The 21,622-nt window shown below is 64.3% G+C and carries 16 protein-coding genes and 1 pseudogene; 5 read left to right on the forward strand and 12 right to left on the reverse strand.

The genetic code is table 11. The annotated features are described in order from the left end of the window. Window positions 1-5: 5 nt before the first annotated feature. Window positions 6-875 (reverse strand): diffusible signal factor synthase RpfF, encoded by an 870-nt coding sequence (locus HLH45_RS14135; RefSeq protein ID WP_008571490.1) that lies wholly within the window; start codon window positions 873-875, stop codon window positions 6-8. Window positions 876-1,051: 176 nt separating this feature from the next. Next, window positions 1,052-2,734 (reverse strand): fatty acyl-CoA ligase RpfB, encoded by a 1,683-nt coding sequence (locus tag HLH45_RS14140; RefSeq protein WP_039419047.1) that lies wholly within the window; start codon window positions 2,732-2,734, stop codon window positions 1,052-1,054. 97 nt (window positions 2,735-2,831) lie between these two features. Here HLH45_RS14140 and HLH45_RS14145 point away from each other — a divergent pair, with 97 nt between their 5' ends. Continuing rightward, window positions 2,832-3,281, forward strand: coding sequence for a hypothetical protein (locus HLH45_RS14145; protein WP_033478483.1), 450 nt, complete (start codon window positions 2,832-2,834; stop codon window positions 3,279-3,281). 37 nt (window positions 3,282-3,318) lie between these two features. Here the strand turns inward: HLH45_RS14145 and HLH45_RS21810 are convergent. After that, window positions 3,319-3,556: pseudogene (locus tag HLH45_RS21810) on the reverse strand (hypothetical protein); the annotation flags it as partial. A gap of 134 nt (window positions 3,557-3,690) precedes the next feature. Beyond that, window positions 3,691-6,459 (reverse strand): aconitate hydratase AcnA, encoded by a 2,769-nt coding sequence (acnA, locus tag HLH45_RS14155; RefSeq protein ID WP_008571493.1) that lies wholly within the window; start codon window positions 6,457-6,459, stop codon window positions 3,691-3,693. A gap of 147 nt (window positions 6,460-6,606) precedes the next feature. On the opposite strand from acnA, the gene HLH45_RS14160 reads away from it, so the two are divergent. The 4 genes from HLH45_RS14160 (at window position 6,607) to HLH45_RS14175 (ending at window position 10,944) form a co-directional block, all read left to right on the forward strand. Continuing rightward, on the forward strand, window positions 6,607-6,855 hold the full coding sequence (locus HLH45_RS14160) for an AbrB/MazE/SpoVT family DNA-binding domain-containing protein (RefSeq protein ID WP_003486316.1): 249 nt from the start codon (window positions 6,607-6,609) through the stop codon (window positions 6,853-6,855). After that, complete coding sequence (locus tag HLH45_RS14165) at window positions 6,852-7,262, forward strand: type II toxin-antitoxin system VapC family toxin (RefSeq protein WP_008571495.1); 411 nt, start codon at window positions 6,852-6,854, stop codon at window positions 7,260-7,262. The genes HLH45_RS14160 and HLH45_RS14165 overlap by 4 nt, the downstream gene beginning before the upstream one ends. Window positions 7,263-7,312: 50 nt before the next feature. Continuing rightward, window positions 7,313-9,904: a bifunctional aconitate hydratase 2/2-methylisocitrate dehydratase gene (gene acnB / locus HLH45_RS14170; protein WP_008571496.1), complete on the forward strand. Its 2,592-nt coding sequence runs from the start codon at window positions 7,313-7,315 to the stop codon at window positions 9,902-9,904. A gap of 194 nt (window positions 9,905-10,098) precedes the next feature. Beyond that, window positions 10,099-10,944 carry an alpha/beta fold hydrolase gene (locus HLH45_RS14175; protein WP_033478484.1) on the forward strand — a complete coding sequence of 282 codons (846 nt, stop codon included), beginning with the start codon at window positions 10,099-10,101 and terminating at the stop codon, window positions 10,942-10,944. 402 nt (window positions 10,945-11,346) lie between these two features. Here HLH45_RS14175 and HLH45_RS14180 read toward each other — a convergent pair whose 3' ends face one another. The 8 genes from HLH45_RS14180 to HLH45_RS14215 form a co-directional block, all read right to left on the reverse strand. Further along, window positions 11,347-13,635, reverse strand: coding sequence for a sensor domain-containing protein (locus HLH45_RS14180; RefSeq protein ID WP_031422456.1), 2,289 nt, complete (start codon window positions 13,633-13,635; stop codon window positions 11,347-11,349). A 78-nt stretch (window positions 13,636-13,713) separates the two neighbouring features. After that, on the reverse strand, window positions 13,714-14,790 hold the full coding sequence (locus tag HLH45_RS14185; protein WP_003486327.1) for a protein-glutamate methylesterase/protein-glutamine glutaminase: 1,077 nt from the start codon (window positions 14,788-14,790) through the stop codon (window positions 13,714-13,716). Continuing rightward, window positions 14,787-15,383, reverse strand: a complete 597-nt coding sequence (cheD, locus tag HLH45_RS14190) for a chemoreceptor glutamine deamidase CheD (protein ID WP_003486330.1) — start codon at window positions 15,381-15,383, stop codon at window positions 14,787-14,789. Before cheD ends, HLH45_RS14185 begins: the two co-directional genes overlap by 4 nt. A gap of 2 nt (window positions 15,384-15,385) precedes the next feature. Continuing rightward, window positions 15,386-16,246, reverse strand: coding sequence for a CheR family methyltransferase (locus tag HLH45_RS14195; protein WP_008571499.1), 861 nt, complete (start codon window positions 16,244-16,246; stop codon window positions 15,386-15,388). A 242-nt stretch (window positions 16,247-16,488) separates the two neighbouring features. Beyond that, on the reverse strand, window positions 16,489-18,870 hold the full coding sequence (locus HLH45_RS14200) for a methyl-accepting chemotaxis protein (protein ID WP_008571500.1): 2,382 nt from the start codon (window positions 18,868-18,870) through the stop codon (window positions 16,489-16,491). 83 nt (window positions 18,871-18,953) lie between these two features. Continuing rightward, entirely contained in the window at window positions 18,954-19,337 is a 384-nt protein-coding gene (locus tag HLH45_RS14205) for a hypothetical protein (protein ID WP_003486337.1), read from the reverse strand. 452 nt (window positions 19,338-19,789) lie between these two features. After that, window positions 19,790-20,272 (reverse strand): chemotaxis protein CheW, encoded by a 483-nt coding sequence (locus HLH45_RS14210; protein ID WP_003486339.1) that lies wholly within the window; start codon window positions 20,270-20,272, stop codon window positions 19,790-19,792. 134 nt (window positions 20,273-20,406) lie between these two features. After that, window positions 20,407-21,192: a flagellar brake protein gene (locus HLH45_RS14215; RefSeq protein WP_008571502.1), complete on the reverse strand. Its 786-nt coding sequence runs from the start codon at window positions 21,190-21,192 to the stop codon at window positions 20,407-20,409. Window positions 21,193-21,622: the final 430 nt, after the last annotated feature.

A 21,622-nucleotide genomic window follows, 5' to 3' on the forward strand; every position in this document is an offset into this window, starting at 1 on the left:
ACGCATCAGCCGGCGTCAAGCCCTGAGCGGCGCGATTGCGCGCGAACCAGACGGTCCATGGTGCGCAATGACTTTTCGCCCAACTGCATTGCCGTATCGACCCAGATTTCGGTGATGCGCATCATTTCCTGCAGCGGCACCGCCGTGGTCATTTCGCGCACTTGCTGCATTGCCGCCCAGGCATGCGGCGTGCGCTTGCTTTCGCGGATCACTTGTTCGACCGCCGCCACGCCCTGACCGCGCGGCACGACGCGATCGACTAGGCCCATGCCGAGCAACTCCTCGGCAGAATACAGATTGCCTTCGAGCATGATTTTTTGCGCCAGTTGCGCACTGACACGCTGGCACATGAAAGAGTAGGCGCCCATCCCCGGGAACAGGTCGAACAGCACTTCGGGCAATCCCATCATCACCCCTTCCTCGGCGACGATGGTGTGGCAGCTCAACGCCGCTTCGAATCCGCCGCCGAGGGCATTGCCCTGCACCAGGGCGATGCTGTGCGCGCGTGCGCCCAGGCCGACATGGAACGCGTGCACACCGCGTACACAGCGTTGGGCGTAATCAAGCAGTCGAGCACGGTCGCCTTCGCGAATGAGTTGACAGAACAGCGCCAGATCGCCGCCCAGGTTGAACACATCGCTGTCCGATGCCAGCACCACGTGCGGAGCCAGCACGCCGGCGTTGTTCAGGCGTTGACCAAGGTTGGTCTGATAGCCGGTAATGTCGTCGACCAGGCGCGTCGAAAAGCAGGCACGCCCCGGGTTTGTGGCCAGGTCGGCATGCATATGGATCCAGTACACGTCACGCTGCGGTTCTTCGATGATGCGTAGGGTCGAGCCGATGTTGGTGCGAATGAAGGGTTGAACTGCAGACATGGTGGTTCTCCGTGATGACCGTCCGGCCGGCCGCCTTTCGGACGGAGATGAGGTTGAACGCGTGAGCGTGCGCCGACATCGGATTCTATGCGTGCAAAAGCGAACGCCCGCAAGGCCTTGCGGCAATGCGGGCGTCAAAGAAGGCTGAACGCCTTCGGGCTGCGGTATAAGCGGTATTACGTCTTCGGCGCGTCCCGTAATTCGCGGCGCAGGATCTTGCCGACGTTGGTCTTGGGCAACTCCTTGCGGAATTCGATCACCCGCGGCTGCTTGTAGCCGGTGAGGTTAGCGCGGCAATGCGCCTTCACATCATCGGCCGTCAGGGCCGGGTCCTTCTTCACGATGACCGCCTTGACGATCTCGCCGGACTTGTCATCCGGCACGCCCACGGCGGCCACTTCCAGCACGCCGGGCATTTCGGCGATCACGTCCTCGATCTCGTTGGGGTACACGTTGAAGCCGGACACCAGGATCATGTCCTTCTTGCGATCGACGATGTAGACGAAGCCCTGTGCGTCCATGCGCGCGATGTCGCCGGTATGCAGCCAGCCTTGGGCATCCATGACCTTGGCGGTTTCATCGGGTTTCTTCCAGTAGCCCTTCATGACCTGCGGGCCCCTGATGCATAGCTCGCCGATCTCGCCCACGGGCAGTTCCGCGCCGGCGTCGTCCTTGATGCAGGCATCGGTGGACGGAATCGGCAGGCCGATCGAACCGTTGTAGTCCTTCAGGTCCATCGGGTTGATGCACGCGACCGGCGAGGTTTCAGTCAGGCCGTAGGCTTCGACCAGGGTCAGGCCGGTGACTTTCTTCCAACGCTCGGCGACCGAACGCTGGACGGCCATGCCGCCGCCAAGGGTCATCTTGAGCGAGGAGAAATCCACCTGATCGAATCCGGGCGTATTGAGCAGCCCGTTGAACAGCGTGTTGACGCCGGTGAACGCGGTGAAGCGGGTCTTTTTCAGCTCCTTGACGAAGCCTGGCATGTCGCGCGGGTTGCTGATCAGGTGGTTGCAGCCGCCGATCTTCATGAAGACCAGGCCGTTCGCGGTCAATGCGAAGATGTGGTACAGCGGCAGCGCGGTGATCACCACTTCGTGGCCTTCTTCCAGCTTGCCGGTACCCGCCAGCCACTGGTGCGCCTGCTGCATGTTGGCGACCAGATTGCGGTGGGTCAGCATTGCGCCCTTGGCCACGCCGGTGGTGCCGCCGGTGTACTGCAGGAAAGCGATGTCGTCGGGTTCGATCTGCAGCGTCGGCACGCGGTGCTTGCGGCCCAGCGCCAGCGCCTCGCGGAAGCGAATCGCGCCGTTGATGCGGTAATCGGGCACCAGCTTCTTGACGTACTTGACCACGAAGTTGAGCAGTGCCGCCTTCGGGAAGCCCAGCATGTCGCCCAGGCCGGTGGTGATGACTTGCCTGACCGGCGTGTCGGCGATGACCTGCTGCACGGTGGTGCCGAAGTTGTCGATGACCACCAGCACGCTGGCGCCGGAGTCGATCAACTGATGCTTGAGTTCGCGCGGGGTGTACAGCGGATTGACGTTGACCACGGTCAGGCCGGCACGCAGCACGCCGAAGGTCGCGATGGGGTATTGCAGGCAGTTGGGCATCATCAAGGCGACGCGGTCGCCTTTCTTCAACTGCAGCTCGCCAAGCAGGTAGGCGGCGAATTGCTCGACCAGCTGATCCGCCTCGCGGTAGGTGATGGTCTTGCCGAAGCTATGGTACGCAGGCCGGTCGGCGAAGCGTTTCACGGAGGTGGCAAACACCTCGGCCACCGTGCGGAACTGCTCAAGATCGATTTCGGCGGCAACGCCGGCCGGATAACTTTGCAACCAAGGACGTGCCTGATTCATCTGCCCCCCTCCAGGGTGTTCTCGACGCGCCGCAGTGTGTTCCACGGCGTTACAACAGCTGGCAGCATACCGTCATGGATGGAAAAGGCGAAGCGTGATGCAGAGCAGCATTCAAGGGCGGTGGCGCCTGGCGTGGGTGGGATTTTGCATGTTGGTCTTGCTCGGGTGCACGCGTGCTGCGCCGGAACAACGTCTGCGCGCCACGCTGGAGCAGATGCATCAGGCGATCGAGGCGCGCGAGATCGGCGATGCGATGGCGCCGGTGGCCGAGGATTTTGTTGGCGAACATGGGCTGGACGCTGCCGGGTTACGGCGCTTGATGCAAGTGCAGATGCTGGGCAATCAACAGCTCGGCGTGACCATGGGGCCGGTCGATGTGGCACTGCGCGGTGATACCGCCACGGTGCGCTTCACCGCGCTGTTGACCGGCGGCAACGGGCGTTGGGTGCCCGATCAGGTGCAGACCTATCAGGTCACCACCGGTTGGCGATTGCAGGGCAGCGACTGGCAGCTGTACCACGCGCAATGGGTGCCGGCGGCGCGTTGACCGCGCCGATGCAGTGGAGCGCGGCTGCCGCTTGGTGCGGCCGGACGCATGGCGCCAGGGCATGGATGGGGGGCGTGAGGCATCTGGCCGAAGCGCGCATCGCCCGGTGACGCCGTTGCGTTGCGACAAGGTGGAAGGTGGCCCTCCGGCTGGCTGCCGTTGGCTGGGCAATGCAGCCTGTTGCCGCCTTCTTCTGCGCCAAATATCTCGGTGGTGAGATCGATGTCCGTGTGCCGGCGATGGCGTCGGTCACCACCAACGGCGGGGGAGGGAATTCAGTTCGACGTCGGGATGCACGCGTCCTTTGTTCACCGCCGCGTGATCGCCGTTTTTTTTGAGAGGCCGGAAACGCCACTCCCGCCGAGCGGCGGGAGTGCGTTGCATCGTTGCAGCGCAATGCGCGCTGTGGTCAGGCTGCCTTGCGTGCCGCCAGCTGCCGCAGCACATACTGCAGCAAGCCGCCGTGCTTGAAGTACTCCACTTCCTTGGGTGTCAGCAGCAGCACCTTGACCTGGAACTGCTTGACGCTGCCGTCGGACTTTTTCGCATTGACGGTGGCACGACGGCTGGCGCCGTCCTGCAGGCCGGTGATGTCCAGCACTTCCGAGCCATCCAGGCCAAGCGTCTGTGCGTTTTCGTTTTCCAGGAACTGCAAGGGCAGCACGCCCATGCCCACCAGATTGGAGCGGTGGATACGCTCGAAGCTTTCGGCGATCACGGCCTTGACTCCGAGCAGGTTGGTGCCCTTGGCGGCCCAGTCGCGCGAGGAGCCGGTGCCGTATTCCTTGCCGGCCAGCACCACCAGCGGCACGCCGTCGGCCTTGTACTTCATTGCGGCATCGTAGATGGCCAGCTTTTCCGGCTGGCCGCCACCGGCTGGGTAATACAGCGTGTTGCCGCCTTCTTCGCCGCCGAACATCAGGTTCTTGATGCGGATGTTGGCGAAGGTGCCGCGTACCATCACATCGTCGTTGCCGCGGCGGCTGCCGTAGCTGTTGAAGTCGGCCGGCTGCACGCCGCGTTCCTGCAGGAAGCGGCCTGCCGGCGAATCCTTCTTGATGTTGCCGGCCGGCGAAATGTGGTCGGTGGTGATCGAATCGCCGAACAGGCCCATGATGCGTGCGCCGTGCACGTCGTCCACGTTGCCCACCTGCATGGTCATGCCGTCGAAGTAGGGTGGGTTCTTGATGTAGGTCGAGGCTTCGTCCCACGCGTAAAGCGCGCCATCGGGCGAGGCGATGGTGTTCCAGCGCGTGTCGCCCTTGAACACGTCGGCATAGTTCTGCTTGAACATCTCCGGGCCGACGGTGGCGGCGATGGTGTCGCCGATTTCCTTGTTGCTCGGCCAGATGTCGCGCAGATACACCGGCTGCCCATCGCTGCCGGTGCCCAGCGGCTCGGTGGTGAGGTCGATGTCGGTGGTGCCGGCGATGGCATAGGCCACCACCAGCGGCGGCGAGGCCAGATAATTCATCTTGACCTCGGGGTGTACGCGGCCTTCGAAGTTGCGGTTGCCCGACAGCACCGAGGTCACCACCAGATCGTCCTTGGCAATGGCCGCAGACACGTCTTCCGGCAGCGGGCCGGAGTTGCCGATGCAGGTGGTGCAGCCGTAGCCCACCACGTAGAAGCCAAGCTTTTCCAGGTCGGTGAGCACGCCGGCCTTTTCAAGATAGTCAGTGACCACGCGCGAACCTGGCCCGAGCGAGGTCTTGACCCACGGCTGCGCCTTCAGGCCCTTGGCCGCCGCGTTACGCGCGAGCAGGCCGGCGCCCAGCATCACCGCGGGGTTGGAGGTGTTGGTGCAGGAGGTGATTGCGGCGATGACCACCGAGCCATCGCGCAGCTGCCAACCCGCACCGCTGGCGCCGGCGCTTTCTGCCTGCGACGCCTTCGCACCGACGGCGGTGCCGCCGCCACCTTCGTTCTTGAGGCGGTCTTCCTGCTTGAGATCGGCCAGCTTCTTGCTGCGCGCATCGGCGAACGGCTTGAGGCTTTCGCGGTAGTTGGACTGCATGTCTTCCAGCAGCACGCGGTCCTGCGGGCGCTTGGGGCCGGCCAGCGACGGCTTGACCTGGCCCATGTCCAGTTCCAGCGTGGCGCTGTACCGGGCGGGCGGGGTAGTGGCGTCGTGCCACAGGCCCTGCGCCTTGGCATAGGCCTCGACCAATGCAATCTGCTCCTCGCTACGGCCGGACAGGCGCAGGTAGGTCAGCGACTCCTCATCGACCGGGAAGATGCCGCAGGTGGCGCCGTATTCGGGCGCCATGTTGCCGATGGTGGCGCGGTCGGCCAGCGGCAGGTGCTGCAGGCCGTCACCATAGAACTCGACGAACTTGCCCACCACCCCGAGCTTGCGCAGCATCTGGGTGACCGTCAGCACCAGGTCGGTGGCAGTGGCGCCCTCGGGCAACTTGCCGGTGAGCTTGAAGCCCACGACCTGCGGGATCAGCATCGACGACGGCTGCCCCAGCATGGCCGCTTCCGCCTCGATGCCGCCCACGCCCCAGCCCAGCACGCCGATGCCGTTGATCATGGTGGTGTGGCTGTCGGTACCGAACACGGTGTCGGGGTAGGCGACCAGCGTGCCGTCCTTCTCGGCGCTCATCACCACGCGCGCCAGGTTTTCCAGGTTCACCTGGTGCACGATGCCGGTGTTGGGCGGCACCACCTTGAAGTTCTCGAACGCCTTCTGGCCCCAGCGCAGGAAGCCGTAGCGTTCCTGGTTGCGCTGGAATTCGATCTTGCCGTTGAGGTCGAGCGCGTCCGGCTTGCCGAATACATCGACCTGCACGGAGTGGTCGATGACCAGTTCGGAGGGAATCTGCGGGTTGATCTGGTCGGCATTGCCGCCGAGCTTGACCACCGCATCGCGCATGGCGGCCAGGTCCACCACGCAGGGCACGCCGGTGAAGTCCTGCAGTACCACGCGCGCCGGCATGAAGGCGATTTCGATATCGGGCTCGGCGGTGGGGTCCCACTTGGCAACCGCTTCGATGTGGTCCTTGCCGACGGTCACGCCGCCGTCTTCATGACGTAGCAGGTTCTCCAGCAGGATCTTCATCGAATAGGGCAGGTGGCCGATATCGAAGCGTTCGCCCAGCTTCGGCAGGCTGTAGTACGCGTAGCGCTTGCCGTGAACCTCAAGTGAGGTGCGAGTGGAAAAGGAATCGCTCATGCATCACTCCTATGGCATCGAAGGCTTTAGGTAGGTGCCCATTCTGAGCGATTCAGTGTGTACGTACGGTGTGTCCAGACCGATCTGCCAACTTGAGTAGGGCGGTGCAAGTACGTATCATGTGTGCATACTTTCTGGAGCATGCTCATGGAAGCCACCGTTGCCGAACGCGGACAGATCACGCTGCCAAAGGCCGTGCGCGATGCCCTGGGCCTGACCAAGGGCACCACGTTGAAGATCGAGCTCGACGGCGGGCGCATCATCCTGCGCAAGGACGTCAGCGAGGCGCTGCGCAAGGTGCGCGGCAAGTTCAAGCTGGTCGACGGCCTGACCAGCACCGATGCGGCCATGCGCGTGATCCGTGGCCGCGCCCCCGGGGATCCGTTCGACCCATGATCGCCCTGGATTCCTCGGTCCTGCTGGACATCCTGATCGGCGACCCGGTCTATGGCGAAGTGTCGGAGGTCTGCATCGGCGACGCGCTGGCGCGCGACGAAGTGGTGGTCTGCGACGCGGTGGTGGCCGAGGTGCTGGCCATGCTCGACACCCAGGTCGACCTGATGGAAACCCTGGCCTCGATCGGCGTGCGCTACGAGGCCACCCAGGAAGCGGCGGCAGTGCGCGCCGGCCATATGAACAAGCGCTTTCGCGCGCGCGGCGGCAAGCGTGAGCGGGTGGTGGCCGACTTCCTGATCGGCGCCCACGCCATGCTCCAGTGCGACGGGTTGATCACCCGCGACGAGGGCTTCTTCCGCGATTACTTCAAGGGTTTGAAGATCATCGTTCCCAAACCCGCACCCTGATCCACGTTCGCGCTTTACCACCTTCACCGCTGCTTTTTTGGAGAACCCGCATGTTGGAAGCCTATCGCCACCACGTTGCAGAGCGCGCCGCGCTCGGTATCCCGCCGCTGCCGCTGACCGCGCAGCAGACCGCCGAGGTCATCGAGCTGTTGAAGGCTCCGCCGGCTGGCGAGGAAGAATTCCTGGTCGAGCTGCTCAGCCAGCGCGTGCCGGCCGGCGTCGACGACGCTGCCAAGGTCAAGGCCTCGTACCTGGCCGCGGTTGCCTTCGGCACCGAGACCACCGCGCTGATCAGCCCCACCCGCGCCACCGAGCTGCTCGGCACCATGCTGGGCGGCTACAACATCCAGCCGCTGATCGACCTGCTGGACAACGCCGAGCTGGGCGCCACTGCCGCCGAAGCGCTCAAGCACACCTTGCTGGTGTTCGATGCGTTCCACGACGTGCAGGAAAAGGCGCAAGCCGGTAACGCGCACGCCAAGGCCGTGCTGCAGAGCTGGGCCGATGCCGAGTGGTTCACCAGCAAGCCGGAAGTGCCGCAGAGCCTGACCGTGACCGTGTTCAAGGTGCCGGGCGAAACCAATACCGACGACCTGTCGCCGGCGCCGGATGCGACCACCCGTCCGGACATCCCGCTGCATGCGCTGGCCATGTTGAAGAACAAGCGCGACGGCGCGGCGTTCGAGCCGGAAGAAGACGGCAAGCGCGGCCCGATCCAGGCCATTGCCGACCTCAAGGCCAAGGGCCATCTGGTGGCCTACGTGGGCGACGTGGTCGGTACCGGTTCCTCGCGCAAGTCGGCGACCAACTCGGTGCTGTGGTGGACCGGCGAGGACATTCCGTACATCCCCAACAAGCGCTTCGGCGGCGTGTGCCTGGGCAGCAAGATCGCCCCGATCTTCTACAACACCATGGAAGATGCCGGCGCCTTGCCGATCGAGCTGGACGTCTCGCAGATGGAGCACGGCGACGTGGTCGAGCTGCGTCCGTACGACGGCAAGGCGCTGAAGGACGGACAGGTGATCGCCGAGTTCGCGATGAAGTCGGAGGTGCTGTTCGACGAAGTGCGCGCCGGCGGCCGCATTCCGCTGATCGTCGGCCGTGGCCTCACCGCCAAGGCGCGCGAATTCCTGGGCCTGCCGGCGTCGGACCTGTTCCGCCTGCCGATGGACCCGCCGGACACCGGCAAGGGCTTCTCGCTGGCGCAGAAGATGGTCGGCCGCGCCTGCGGGCTGCCGGAAGGCCAGGGCATGCGCCCGGGCACCTATTGCGAGCCGAAGATGACCTCGGTGGGTTCGCAGGACACCACCGGCCCGATGACCCGCGACGAGCTGAAGGACCTGGCCTGCCTGGGCTTCTCGGCCGACCTGGTGATGCAGTCGTTCTGCCACACCGCCGCCTATCCGAAGCCGGTGGACGTCAAGACCCACCACACCTTGCCCGAGTTCATCTCCACCCGCGGCGGCGTCTCGCTGCGTCCGGGCGACGGCGTGATCCACAGCTGGCTCAATCGCATGCTGCTGCCCGACACCGTGGGCACCGGCGGCGACTCGCACACCCGCTTCCCGATCGGCATTTCGTTCCCGGCCGGCTCCGGCCTGGTGGCCTTCGCCGCCGCCACCGGGGTGATGCCGCTGGACATGCCCGAGAGCGTGCTGGTGCGCTTCAAGGGGCAGATGCAGCCGGGCGTGACCTTGCGTGACCTGGTCAACGCGATCCCGCTGTACGCGATCAAGCAGGGCCTGCTGACCGTGGCCAAGCAGGGCAAGAAGAACATCTTCTCCGGCCGCATCCTGGAAATCGAAGGCTTGCCGAACCTGAAGGTGGAGCAGGCGTTCGAACTCTCCGACGCCTCGGCCGAGCGTTCGGCGGCCGGTTGCACCGTGCACCTGGGTAAGGCGCCGATCATCGAGTACCTGACCAGCAACATCACCCTGCTGCGCTGGATGATTGCCGAGGGCTATGCCGATGCGCGCACCCTGGGCCGCCGCATCAAGAAGATGGAAGACTGGCTGGCTGACCCGCAGCTGCTGCAGCCCGATGCCGACGCCGAATACGCGGCGGTCATCGAGATCGACCTGGCCGATATCCATGAGCCGATCGTGGCCTGCCCGAACGACCCGGACGACGTGAAGACGCTGTCGGAAGTGGCCGGCGCGGCCATCGACGAAGTATTCATCGGCTCGTGCATGACCAACATCGGTCACTTCCGTGCCGCGGCCAAGCTGCTGGAAGGCAAGCGCGACATCCCGACCCGCCTGTGGGTGGCACCGCCGACCAAGATGGACGCCTCCGAGCTGACCAAGGAAGGCCATTACGGCACCTTCGGCGCGGCCGGTGCGCGCATGGAAATGCCGGGCTGCTCGCTGTGCATGGGTAACCAGGCGCAGGCACGCGAGGGCGCCACGGTGTTCTCGACCTCCACGCGTAATTTCCCGAACCGGTTGGGCCGCAACACCAACGTGTACCTGGGCTCGGCGGAACTGGCGGCAATCTGCTCGCGCCTGGGCCGCATTCCGACCAAGGACGAGTACATGGCGGATGTCGGCGTGATCAAGACCAGTGGCGATCAGATCTACCGCTACATGAACTTCGATCAGATCCAGGAATATCAGGACGTGGCAGAAACCGTCGCCGCCTGATTCTTCCGGCAGGTTTGCTGTCCCGAAATGCCCGGCACTGCCGGGCATTTCGCTTTTCGGGCAATGGTTTCGTGTAGTCGTCACGATGCCCGGCGTTAAAGCAAATACCAGCTGACTGGATTGTGGCATTGCAACAAAAATCTGAAGTGCGCAGGTCTAGAGTCCCGCCGCTCTACCACTGCCCGTTGATGCCCATGCCCACTTGCACAATCTCCGGTCAAACCCTGCATTACACGCAACACGGCCGCGGTTTCCCGGTCTTGCTCGGCCACAGCTATCTCTGGGACGCTGCGATGTGGGAGCCGCAGATCCAGGCGCTGTCGCAGCATTACCAGGTCATCGTTCCCGAGCTATGGGGACACGGGCAGTCAGGTCCGTTGCCGCACGGCACGCAGCAGATCGGCGATCTTGCCGGGCACATGCTGGCCCTGCTGGACGCACTGAAGTTGCCGCAGTGCGCGGTGGTCGGCCTGTCGGTGGGCGGCATGTGGGCCGCCGAGCTTGCCCTGATGGCGCCGGAGCGCGTGCGCAGCCTGGTGTTGATGGATACTTTCCTGGGCGCCGAGCCAGCCGCCACGCGTGCGCGCTATTTCGGCCTGCTTGATGCCATCGAGACGGCCGGGCAGGTGACGCCTGCGCTGATCGAGGCGATCGTGCCGATCTTCTTCCGCCCTGGTATCGATCTGAGCTCGGCATTGCCGGCCGCCTTCGCGCAGCGTCTGGCGGCGATGTCGGCCGAGCAGTTGCGCGCATCCATCGTGCCGCTGGGCCGGCTGATCTTCGGCCGAGCCGACCGCCTGGATGCCCTGTCCGCGCTGGATCCGGCCAATACCTTCCTGCTCGGTGGCGCCGAGGACATTCCGCGCCCGCCCGAAGAGGTGTGGATGATGGCCGAGGCAATCTGTTGCGATTACGAGCTGATCCCGGACGCAGGCCATATCGCCTCGCTGGAACACCCGGCCTTCGTCAACGCGCAGTTGCTGGGATGGCTGAAGCGGACGGTGGGTGAGACCGAGGTGGAGCTGATGCGAGTGGGATGAGGTAATGACCTCGCCCGACGAGGGATGAGGCGACTGGTTCCTTCTCGCCGCCTCACTTTTTACGGACAGGAGGCGGGCTTGAAGCGCTCTCTCCTTGGAGATGGCTGAAGCGCCGCCGTTGTCAGGATGATGTTTCCCTTTTCCGGTTGGGACACTGTCCTCCTTTATGGAGGAGAAGGTGCCCGCGGGGCGGATGCGGGTACGGCGTCGGCGCGATGCGTGGTTGGCCGTACCCTCACCCCAACCCCCCTCTCCCGCGGGGAGGGGGGCTTAAAGCCCGCTTTCGTAGGGAAGGGCTTGCAGCGCTGCTCTTCTGCAGGAGGAGGCTCATGACTTGCCACGCCATGGCCCGCCTTTCCTGGCTGGAAGGAAGTTCGAAGCGGTGATCGTTCGACGGTTGCGTTATGACGGTTGCGCGCCCAGCCAGGCTTCCAGTGCCTGGGCCGGTAGCGGCCGCGAGAACAGATAGCCCTGAAGCACCTCGCAACCCAGGTCGGCGAGGAACAGGCGCTGCGCTTCGTTTTCCACACCTTCGGCGACCACGTGCTTGCGCAGGTGCTCGCCGATGCGCAGCACCGAGGTGGTGAGCGCGCGCGCGTCTTCGCTGTGTTCGATATCGCGGACGAAGCTCATGTCCAGTTTGAGTTCGTCGATCGGCAGGCGATGCAAGTGGCTCAGGCTGGAATAGCCAGTGCCGAAATCGTCCAGCGACAGCGAGATGCCGGCTTCGCGAATGGCGTGCAGGTTTTCCAGCACGCCCGGTTGCCCGGACAGCATCACGCTTTCGGTCAGTTCCAGGGTCAGATCGGACGGCTGCACGCCCAGTTCGGCGATCAGCTGCAGCAGGTCGGGAAGCATGCGCGGGCTTTCGAAGCCGCTTGCCGACAGATTTACCGACACGCGCGCCACCGGCACGCCACGCTGGCGCCAGTCCGCGACCTGTTCGCAGGCACGTCGCAGTACCCAGGCGTTGAGCTGCGGCATCATGCCTTGCTCTTCAGCCACCGGCAGAAACCGCGCCGGCGATACCGCGCCCAGTTGCGGATGATTCCAGCGCAGCAGCGCTTCCACACCATACAGGGCATGCGGCGCGGCGCTGTGCATCTGCGGCTGGTAGTGCAGCTGCAATTGATCGCGGCCAATGGCCTGGCGCAGCTCGGCCTCCAAGGCCACGCGTTCCTGCGCCATGCGGTTCATGTCGGAACTGAAAAAGCGGAAGCGCCCACCGCCTTCCTTCTTGGCGCGATTCATCGCCAAGTCGGCATGGCGCAGCAGGATGTTGATGTCGTGGCCATCCTCGGGAAACATCGCCACGCCGATACTGGCCGAGGGATGCACGGTCATATGGCCAACCGGCAGCGGACTGGCGATGCTGACCAACAAACGCTCGGCGGCGGCGCTGGCCTGCTCTGCGCTGCATTGCGGCAGCGCGAGCGCGAACTCGTCGCCGGATAGCCGCGCCAGCATCGCTGTGGCGGTGATCTGGTCGTTGACGCGCAAGGCGATATCGCGCAGCAGGCCATCGCCTGCGGCGTGCCCCTGGCTATCGTTGATGAGCTTGAAGCGATCGATGTTGATGAACATCAACGCGGCCGGTTCGCCGGCGTATTCGGCCTGGGTCAGTGCCTGCTCGGCACGCGCGCTGAACATGATGCGGTTGGGAAGGCCCGTGAGCGTGTCGTAGAACGCCAGTTGATGCACGCGCTGGCGGATCTGCTCGCGTTCTAGCGCCAATGTGCACAGCTGCTGGCACAAATCGGTGAGCCGCATATGCCAGGCATCGGCACGTTGCGGCTTGCGGTAATACAGCGCGAAGGTGCCGAGCACGCGCGCGCTGTTGGAGCGGATCGGCGTGCTCCAGCAGGCGCGCAGGCCCCAAGGCAAGAGCGTGTCGCGATATGCCTCGAACAATGGGTCGGTGGCGATGTCTTCCACCATCACCGCGCGACCGCGCCAGGCCGCGGTGCCGCAGGCGCCGGTGCCCGGGCCGATCTTCAAGCCGTTGACTGCGTCGGCGTATTCGGGCGGCAGGCTGGGCGCAGCCAGCGAATGCAGGCGACCTTGATTGTCCGCACTCATCACCGTGGCCAGCACATCCGGTGCGATGCGTTCGACCTCGGTGCAAATCAGCGTCATCACCTCGATCAACGGGCGTTCCTGCACCAGGGCCTCCAGCACGCGGTGCTGCAACACCTCGTGCATCTTGGTGTCGGTGATGTCGGTCAGTACCGCCACGTAATGCGAGGGAGCGTGGTTGGCGTCGTAGATCGGGTTGAAGTTCAGCGAGATCCACAGCGGCGTGCCGTCCTTGCGATAGACCAGCAGGTCGGCACGGGTGTGCTGCAAGGCATCGGCGCGATCGCGAACGCGAGCGACCTCGCTTTGGTCGCTTTGCGCACGGGTCAGGACATCGGAGGGACGCAGACCGACCAGCTCGGCTTCGGTGTAGCCGAACATGCGCTGGAAGCCGTCGTTGGCGTACAGCAGGCGCGATTGCAGGTCGCAGATGAGAATGGCGCTGCTGCTGCCATCCAGGGCTTCGGCGAGCAGACGCGCGCGGCGTTGGTCGGGTTGTTCGCCAGCCTTGGCCATGCCGGCGGTGACCGGGCCGGGCCTGATCTGGCCCGTGCCTGGGGCGTTGGCATGGATCGGCTCAGCCGTCAGCGGCGTGCGGTCCATCGCTGCATCCACGCCAGCGCCCACCGCGCTTCCCGGTGCCGGAGGAAGCGTTGGGTTGGTCGGGTGCGAGGGATGCGCGGCCATGCCGGATCAGCGCGCCTGCGCCGACAATGCGAGCAAGCGCTCGGCCACGCGGTCCAGCGGCACCACTTCCTGCGCGGCGCCAAGTTTGTACGCGGCACCGGGCATGCCCCAGACCACGCTGCTGGCTTCGTCCTGCACCAGCGTCGGCGCGCCGGCCTGCAGCATTTCCAGCAGGCCGCGTGCGCCGTCGTCGCCCATGCCGGTGAGGATGGCGCCCACCGCATTCGGGCCGGCATTGGCGGCAACGGAACGAAACAGCACGTCCACTGCCGGCTTGTGGCGATTGACCGGCGGGCCATCGTCGATGCGGCAGCGCCAGCGCGCACCGTCGCGAATGATGCGCAGATGCTGGCCGCCCGGCGGCAGATACGCATGGCCGGGCAGGATGGCCTCGCCATCGGTGGCTTCGCGTACCGACATGGCCGAATGGCGGTTGAGGCGCTCGGCGAATGCGGTGCTGAAGCTGGCAGGCAGATGCTGGGTCATCACCACCGCGGGCGCATCGGCGGGCATGTGTTCGAGCACCACGCGCAGCGCTTCGGTACCACCGGCGGAGGCGCCGATGGCGATCAAGCGGTCGGTCGTGCGAAAGCGCAGCGCGCTGCCGGCCACCGGTGCCGATTGCATATCCAGCGTGACTTTGGGCGCGCTCGGACGATTGAGTGCGCTGACCTTGGCTTTGGCCGCCATCTTGACCTTGCTGACGATTTCTTCGGCGTAGCCTTCCAGCCCGCGTGCGACGTCGATCTTGGGCTTGGACACGAAGTCCACGGCGCCCAGCGACAGGGCCTGCAAGGTGGTGTCGGCACCGCGCTCGGTCAGCGATGAAATCATCACCACCGGGGTAGGGCGCAGGCGCATCAGGTTTTCCAGAAATACCAGGCCGTCCATGCGCGGCATTTCCACATCCAGCGTGATGACGTCCGGATTGAGGCGCTTGATCTTTTCGCGCGCCAGCAACGGGTCGGCGGCCGAGCCGACCACTTCGATGCCGGCGTCGCGCGACAAAATTTCGGTGAGCATCTGACGCACGACCGCCGAATCGTCGACGATCAATACACGCACAGGGGTTTCCAGCGTCATTCGAACAACTCCACTCCACCGGTAACCGGTGCTTTGGACAGACGGGCGCGCACGGCCGATTCGGTGGCGGCGACTTCGGCTTCGTGTGCGTGCGGCAAGCGCTGCACGACGACGCGGCCAGTGGTCGCGAAGAACCACACCTTGCGCGGATGGATGCCACACAGATCTTCAGCGATGATGGGAATATGTTCGGCCTGCAGGTACTGGCGCACGAACTCGGCGTTGCGGGTGCCGACCGGGTTGCTGGTGAAGCCCTTCAGCACGTTGGCGCCACCGAAGACCTTGGCTTCGATGCGTTTGCGGTGCGCGCCGCGCTTGAGCATGTCGTTGATCAGCAACTCCATGGCATAGCTGCCGTAGCGCGTGGGCGCTCCGTCGCCGACCTGGCCTTCGGGCAACAGAAAGTGGTTCATGCCGCCGATCTTGAGCACCGGGTCGCGCAGGCAGGCTGCAACGCACGATCCCAAGGTGGTCGTCAACGCGGTGTCGTCGTCCACCACCAGGTATTGGGTGGGCAGCAGTTTGGCGGCAATGGTCTGGAACCGCGAATCGCGGTAGCGCATGACGTCGTCGACTTGCACGGCGGTACTCATGCTCAGGCTCCTGCGCGCGGTGCGCGCCGATACAGCGTGCGCCCGCACGGCTGGATCAGATCGGCCGCGTGCAGGTAGTTCTCCGAGTGCCCGGTGTAGAGCAGACCGTCCTCGCCCATGTGGCTGACCAGGCGCGACAGGATGCCGCGCTGGGTGGGCTTGTCGAAGTAGATCATCACGTTGCGGCAGAACAGTGCCGCATACGGACCGCCGACGTCGTAACGCGGTGCCAGCAGATTCAACTGGCGGTATTCGATGAGCTGGCGCAGCGCCGGAATGACCCGGCATTTGCCTTCATTGGGGCCGCTGCCGCGCTGGAAGTACTTGCGCTTGATCGCTGCATCCAGCGAGGCGACACGGTCGATGGCATAGACGCCGCGCGAGGCGGTTTCCAGTACCTGCGTGTCGACGTCGGTGGCGACGATGCTCACCGGCGGGGTCAGCGTGCCGAAGGCTTCGCAGGCGGTGATGGCGATGGAGTAGGGCTCCTCGCCGGTGGAAGCGGCGCACGACCAGATCTTCAACGGCGCCTGCGAGGCGCGCTTTTGCAGTTCTTCGCGCAGCTTGTCGAAATGGTGCGGCTCGCGGAAGAACGAGGTCAGGTTGGTGGTCAGCGCATTGGTGAATGCCTGCCACTCTTCTTCATCGTTGCCGGCTTCGAGCTGGTCGAGGTAGTCGCGGAACGAGCGCAGGCCGAGCACGCGCAGGCGACGCGACAGGCGGCCATACACCATGTCGCGCTTGGCCGGCGCCAGTGCGATGCCGACACGCTGGTAGATCAGGTCGCAGACACGCTTGAAGTCGCGGTCGCCGAAATCAAATTCGCGTGTGTCTGAAGCGGAAGTCGTTGTCGTCATATCCATACGCGTCGTGAGCTATAACTGGATATCGGCCACGGAGCCGCGCAACTGAAGCGCCAATGCGTGGATTGGGCGCGGTTGGGTTCGCTAGCTCGTCCGATGGGGACGGCGGCTGGCGATGGGCGCTCAGAGGCAAAGATGCCCCATCGGTGTGCTGCCGCAGCGGACGCGGGGATCAACGCAGGTGCCTGGCCCAAATGCACAACGCCCCGGCAGTGCCGGGGCGTTGTGGTAATAGCGGTGAATCAGAACTCTTGCCAGTTACCGTCGGCCAGTGCGGCCTGGGATTTGGCTGGCCGCGACGCGCTTGCTGCTGCGCGTGCCACCGGCTTGGCGGCGCTCTTCACTGCAACCGGGCGCGAGGCGATCGGCCGGACGCGTGTGCTTTGTGGCGCCTGCGTAGCCGAGTCGTCCAGCTTGAACACCGACACCGCTTCGGCCAGATGACCTGCCTGCTCTTCCATCGAGCGGGCGGCGGCAGTGGCTTCTTCCACCAGCGCAGCGTTTTGCTGGGTGGTTTCGTCCATCTGGGTGATGGTCTGGTTGACCTGCTCGATGCCGGACGACTGCTCCTGCGAAGCGGCAGAGATCTCGCCCATGATGTCGGTCACGCGCTGCACGCTGGCCACGATGTCGGCCATGGTGGCGCCAGCCTTGCGCACCAGTGCCGAGCCTTCGGCCACCTTGTGCACGGAGTCGTCGATCAGGCCCTTGATCTCCTTGGCCGCACTGGCCGAACGCTGTGCCAGCGTGCGCACCTCGGAGGCGACCACGGCAAAACCGCGACCCTGTTCGCCGGCACGCGCTGCTTCCACCGCTGCATTCAACGCCAGGATATTGGTCTGGAACGCGATGCCGTCGATGACGCTGATGATGTCGGCGATCTTCTTGGACGAGGCTTCGATGCCGGACATGGTGGTGACCACTTGCGACACCACTTCACCGCCTTGCGAAGCCACGCCGGTGGCGCCGATGGCAAGCTGGTTGGCCTGACGGGCGCTTTCGGCGTTCTGCTTGACGGTGGAGGTGAGCTCCTCCATGGAGGCGGCGGTTTCTTCCAGATTGGCGGCCTGCTGCTCGGTACGGTGCGACAGGTCGCTGTTGCCCGAAGCGATTTCGCCAGCGGCCGAATTGATCGCAGTGGACGACATCTTGATGCGCCCGACGATGTCGGCCAGCTGCTCGGCGGTGGCATTGGCATCGTCACGCATCTGCGCGAACACGCCGCTGAACTCACCATGCATGCGCACGGTCAGGTCGCCACGCGATAGCGCGGACAGCAGGGTCGAAATCTGTTCCAGGCTGCCGGCATTGGCATCCAGCAAGCCGTTGAGCTGCTGCGCCAGCTGCAGGAAGAAGCCCTGCTTGCCGTCGGTTTCCACACGCCCGCTCATGTCGCCACTGGCGGCAGCGCGCACGATACGGGCCACTTCTTCTTCCACCTGCACTTCGATGGTGCGGTCGCGCCATTCGCAGACTTCGCCGCTGGTCTCGCCCTGTTCGTTCTTGATGGAGGTGACGGTCTGCGCCAGCACCACTTCGCCGAAACGCTCTTCGAAGCTGGTGACGCCATCGCGTTCCAGTGCGGCAATGGCCTTGCGCACGGTCGCATCCGACAAACCCAGGTAGCTGATGTGCTGGCCGATCACCTTGCTTGCGTCGAATTCGGGCGATGCCAGGCGGATGCTGCTTTCGTACTGCGCCACGATCTTCTTGAAGGCGTCGTTGGCGTAGATCATCACGCGCTCTGGATCGGTGATGAAGGTGCCGGTCGAGGACTTGTCCAGCGCGGTGCGGATGCGCAGGTTTTCGTCGGCAATCTCCTGGTCGCGTTCAATGCGTTCCTTCAGGTCGCGCTGCATGCGCTGCATGGAGCGCATCAACTCGCCCACTTCGTCCTGGCCCTGTACGTTGATCTGGCCGTCCAGCTTGCCGCCGGCAATTTCGGTGGCCGTGGTGACCGCGCCGCGCATGCTCTTGACGATGGAACGGGCGAACAGGAAGGCCAGGCCCAGGCCGCCGGCGATGCCGATCAACAGCACCACCAGGGTCAGCGTGACGGAGGTGGCGTGGACCTTTTCGGCCTTGGTCTTGGCCGCCTGCGCGAGCAGGTTGTCTTCGGCAATCAAGGCAGCCAGCGAATCCTTGGCCTTGTTGTGCAGGGTACGGGTCTCGCCGACGAAGGTGTCGATGGCGTCGTCGGGCAGATTCAGCTCCATCATTTCGTCGACGCTGGCATAGGAGGCCGATGCCTTCTTCCAGTCCGCCACGAACACGTCGAACAGCTTCTTCTGTTGCGGGCTTTCGATCAGACGCGGGTAGCCCTTGATGGTGGCTTCGATCTCGCCATTGAGCTTCTTGGCGCGGACCTTGGCTTCCTGCTTGACCGAATCGCTGGCGCGCACCAGGTTCTGGTAGGCCGCATTCCGGTATTCGCCGAGCATGCCGCGCAGATCGCCTGCCTCGCGCACGCTGGACATGGTGTTGCCGGCCAGGTCGCGGGTGACATTATTGAGCGAAGCCAGGCCCGAATAGGCGATGACGCCCTGGACGAGCATGATCAGCAGCACGATGCCGAACGCCAGCATCAGCTTGGGCATCAGTTTCAGATTGTTGATCCATTGCATTGACACGATTCCCCGTAGAAGTCAGTCCGCATAGCCGCAACAGCACATCGCCACGCGCGAGGGCGTGGCGATGTGCGAGGCGATTACTTGATGGTGGCGAGCTTCAGGCTGGCCGGGGAGCTGACTTCGATTTCGGCGCGCGAACTGTCGCGCTGGATCTTGCCGAGGACGCAGACGTCCTTGCCTTCGAGCGTTTCGGGGGCGAAGCTGAACTTGCCGCGGTTGGCGCCGTCGATGCGTGCGGAGAAGGTGTGGCGCGGGAACATGCCGCCCATGTACAGGAAGGTGGGTTCGCCTTCCGAGCTCTGCGCGTACTTGGCCTTTTCGACCTTGCCGCACACCATGCCGTCCTTGCCGACGAAGCGCGTCGCCATTTCCGGCGGAATCATTTCCTGCGACTGGGCCGACAGCGTGGGAGCAACGATCACGAGAGCAGCGACGGGGAGGAGCGAGAGCAGGAACTTCATTGGGATTCTCCAGAAATCAAAAGTCGAACGGTGACCCGTTGTGTGGACGCGGGCTTCATTCAGCTATCGGCTAACCGCCGTTCAACTTGAATCCGGAAAACGTGATTTTTATCTCATTTCCATCGAGTGGTGCGTCGCGTGTCGGGAGCTTCCTGACACGCGATCGTCGTAGATGCGATCGCACAAAAGCGTTGCGGCCGCCGGAGCGGTGCAGTGGGTGCAGGGTGCCACCGCATACGCTGAAAAGCGGCTACCGAACGGAGCGAATCAGCCAACGGTGGCGAGGGGCGCAGAAGCCGGAGTGCACATGTGCGACATCGGGATTCGGAGCGCCGACCACGCGCGTTCTGGCGGCCTGGCAGTCGTTTGGTAGCCGCTTGTCGTACATGGCGGCTCCTGCATTCCTCTACACCTCTCCGGCGACCGCAGGCGAGGCAACGCAGCCGTTTGAATCAGGCGGCTTCTTCCACCAGCTGCTGACCCAGCTCGGTGCTGTCCAGCAGGGTTTCGATATCCAGCAGGATCAACATGCGATCGTCCTGGGTGCCGATACCGGAGATGAAACGGGTGTCGACCGACGCACCGAATTCGGGGGTAGGACGGATCTGGTCGTCGTTGAGCGGAATCACGTCGGACACGCTGTCCACGACGATGCCGACCACGCGGTCCTCGACGTTGAGCACGATCATCACGGTGAAAGCGTCGTAGCGCGCTTCTTTCAGGCGCAGCTTCAGGCGCAGGTCGATCACCGGCACGATGGTGCCGCGCAGGTTGATCACGCCCTTGATGTAGTCCGGCGCGTCGGGCAGACGCGTGACCGAATCGTAGCCGCGGATTTCCTGCACCTTCAGGATATCCACGCCGTAGTGTTCTTCGCCCAAAGCGAAGCTGAGGAATTCACCACCTGTGCCGGTGGCAGTGCTTTTATCGTTCATGGAAACTCCGGGCGTTGCGGCTAAGTGTCGGGTTAGGCAGGACTGCGGCAGCAGAGACGGATGCGGGATGCCCTAGCAACATCGGCGGGGTAGGCGGCAACTTTAGGTGCCGGCCCCGCGTGGTACGCGAGGGTTCAGAACACGCCGCTCTTGCGCGCATTGCGCTGGCGGTCGACACGGAAAATGTAGCGCTGGATGGTTTCGTCGGCGCCGCGCGGCAGGTCGCTGAACTGCATGCCGATCCGGAAGCCTTCGCTGCCGTTGGGCAGGGCCTGCTTGTGCTGGCTGCACACGGTCAGCGGCAGCGTGATCGGGGCGGTGTCGGGCAATTGCAGGATGCAGTTGCGGTAGGTGCGTTGCAATTCGAGCAAGGGCATCCCGTCGGTGAGGGACACCGCCAGGCCGCCGCTGCTGATGTCGATCACGCGCAGCTGCAGGTTGAACTCGTTTCCCTGCGCCGCTTCCTGGCGGATGGTGCAGACGGGCGAATCGGTGATCGGCGTTTCCAGCCGGTACGATTCGCGCCGCTGCATGTGGTACATCGCGGCAGGCAGGTCGACGCGGAAGGCGACGTGGATGTCGCGCTCGATCCGTTCGGCCTTTTCCAGGCGGAAGCGGATGTTCACCCGTTCCAGTTGGGCGTAGCACAGCAGGTATTTGGCGCCCTCGATGGCGCGGTTGGAGGCATCGTTATGGCTGCCGTCCAGGATCACGCAGTCGTCGTCTTCGTCCACTTCCAGCACGGCGGTGGGCACGGCCATGTCGCGGCCAGCCACATGCATGGTCACGATGGCGCGTTGGTCGAGCAGCTGGCGCAGCAATCCACGGATCTGCCGCTTGTTGCGCAGCAGGTAGCGCTCGTCACCTTCGACGAGGTGATCGGCGTCGTGGTCCAGCTCTGAGGTATCGCCTTGGGACATGGGCACAAGCACAGTAGAAGCGGGAAGGCGCCTGGCGGGTTGTCCCGGCGTCGCCTTGATATCGGCGGCAAAGCCAAATCTTTAAGGCGGCCGACCAAACTCTATGCCGATCGGTGGCCAGGCGCAGCCGCGATGGTCTGTGTGCAGCGCGTTCAGCCAAGCAAGCGCCAAGGTCTGGCGCGAGGTCTTCGCTCTTCAATACGCCACCAGCGAACTAGCGGGTTAGGCACCGCGCCTTCAATGTCTTTGTGTTGGCTGCAGGGTCCTTGCCCGCCCACCATCGCAGGACACGCTGCAAGTGCGTCCCTAAGCTCCGTGGCGGCATCCATGCCGCCAAGGGTCCCGCGACGTTGGGCGGGCAAGGACCAGTCGCGTTGGTCGATGTGCAGGGTTTCAACACAGCAACCAGCAACCTCAAGCCGCGCGAAGC

The sequence above is a fragment of the Xanthomonas euvesicatoria genome, assembly GCF_013112235.1.
GTDB classification, from domain to species: Bacteria; Pseudomonadota; Gammaproteobacteria; order Xanthomonadales; family Xanthomonadaceae; genus Xanthomonas; species Xanthomonas euvesicatoria.